At 66.5% G+C, this 2186-nt stretch carries 3 protein-coding genes; all 3 read left to right on the plus strand.

Annotated features, from left to right (window positions below):
• The coding region (locus AC1D00_RS37780) for a transcription antitermination factor NusB (protein ID WP_477014178.1) at positions 1-197 on the plus strand (197 nt) is incomplete at its 5' end.
• Positions 198-354: 157 nt separating this feature from the next.
• On the plus strand, positions 355-1353 hold the full coding sequence (gene thiL, locus AC1D00_RS37785) for a thiamine-phosphate kinase (protein ID WP_477014179.1): 999 nt from the start codon (positions 355-357) through the stop codon (positions 1351-1353).
• 266 nt (positions 1354-1619) lie between these two features.
• On the plus strand, positions 1620-2186 hold a 567-nt coding region (locus tag AC1D00_RS37790), incomplete at its 3' end, for a sodium/proton-translocating pyrophosphatase (protein WP_477014180.1).

Raw genomic sequence — 2186 nt, forward strand, 5'->3', positions numbered from 1 at the left:
AGGCGATCCTGTGCGCCGTGCTGCGGGCAGGGGCCTATGAGCTCCAGCATCGCAAGGACGTGCCGGGCCGTGTCGTCGTCTCCGAATATGTCGACGTTGCGAATGCCTTCGTCGACCGCGAGGAGACCGGCATGGTGAATGCGGTGCTCGACCAGATCGGCCGTCAGTTTCGCGGCGACGAGTTCGGCCGAGGGTAGTTACACATTCCGCTGTCATCACCCGCCTTGTGCGCAGTTGCGCACTGGGGCGGGTGATCCAGTACGCCGCGGCAGCGGTTGTCTATATCAGGCGTCTCGGCGTACTGGATCACCCGGTCGAGCCGGGCGATGACAGTGGTGTTTGGGGCTAGTGCCGATGACGAACGCACCGGAAACCTCCGCCGAAGACTCGCTGATCGCGCGCTATTTCAAGCCGCTGGCGACCGATCCCGGTGCGTTCGGGCTGGTCGATGATGCCGCGGTCCTGTCCTCCTCCGGCGATGACATCGTCGTCACCACCGATGCCGTGGTCGAGGGCGTACATTATCTTGCCGGCGATCCACCCGACACCATCGCGCGCAAGGCGCTGCGGGTGAACCTGTCCGATCTCGCCGCCAAGGGCGCTGTGCCCGCCGGCTTCGTCCTGACGCTGGCGCTGCGGAGCAAGGAAGACGCCTGGCTCAGGCCGTTCGCGGATGCGCTAGGCGAGGATGCGACAACCTTCGCGTGCCCGCTGCTCGGCGGCGACACGGTGTCGACGCCGGGACCGCAGATGATCTCGATCACCGCCTTTGGCCGGGTGCCGCAGGGGCAGATGGTTGGCCGCATCGGCGCAAGGCCGGGCGACCGCATCCTGGTGACGGGCACGATCGGCGATGCCGCGCTCGGCCTCGACGTGCTCACGGGCGGGGTGGTGGCCGCGGCGCTCGCGTCCGATCCCGCTGCAAGGGAAGCTCTGGTCTCGCGCTATCGCATCCCGCAGCCGCGCAACGTGCTGGCGCAGGCCGTGCGCGACCATGCGTCGGCCGCGATGGATGTCTCCGACGGGCTCGCCGGCGATCTGACCAAACTCTGCGCGGCGTCGGGCGTGTCGGCCTCCGTGGACGTGCCGAACGTGCCGCTCTCGGCCGCCGCGGCGGGCCTGATCGCGCGCAACGCCGTTTGCGTCGAGACGCTGCTTGCCGGGGGCGACGATTACGAGGTGCTGTGCACCGTTGCGCCGGCGCAAAGCGATGCACTGATTGCCGCGGGGCGGGCCGTCGGCGTTCCGGTCACCGCGATCGGCACGATCGTCGCGGGCGGCGCGCGGCCGCGCTTCCTGGACGGGCAGGGCCAGGAACTGGCTTTGAAGCGGCTGTCCTACAGCCACTTCTAGGAATTGCTCCAAATCGCGGCGTCCAGGCTCTGGGCTTATGACCTGGTGCTCAGGACTTGCTCACGACTTGGCCTAAATACTTGCCGAGATCGGCTTTTTCGGCCGCTTCCGGCGTTGCACCATCAAGTTGATTTTGGCAAGCTCGCGACCGACTGAGGCCGCCTCTTCGGGAAAGGGGCGGCCTTGTTCGAAATCAAGGCGCCGCACCGCACGACGGACAATAAAAGGCGCCGGGGGTACATCAAGGATCTGAGGCAAAAAATCACATGACAGCATTATGGTTGATAGTGCTCTGCGGAGTGCTTTCCGTCGTCTACGCGATTTGGGCGACGTCTTCGGTGTTGAGCGCGGATGCGGGGTCGCCGCGCATGCAGGAGATCGCAGCTGCGGTGCGCGAAGGCGCACAGGCCTATCTGCGGCGCCAGTACACCACGATCGGTATCGTCGGCATCGTCATCTTCCTGCTGCTTGTCTATTTCCTCGGGCTTTATGTGGCGATCGGCTTCGCCATCGGCGCCATCCTGTCGGGGGCGGCCGGCTTCATCGGCATGAACGTCTCGGTTCGCGCCAACGTGCGCACCGCCCAGGCCGCGACGACGTCGCTCGCCGGCGGCCTCGAGCTCGCCTTCAAGGCGGGCGCGATCACCGGCATGCTGGTGGCGGGTCTCGCGCTGCTCGGCGTGACCCTCTATTTCGGCTTCCTGGTCTATTCGCTGAAGCTGGCGCCTGACAGCCGCGTCGTCGTCGACGCCATGGTGGCGCTTGGCTTCGGCGCCTCGCTGATCTCGATCTTCGCCCGTCTCGGCGGCGGCATCTTCACCAAGGGTGCGGAC

This window comes from Bradyrhizobium sp. P2_E8 (assembly GCF_056403875.1).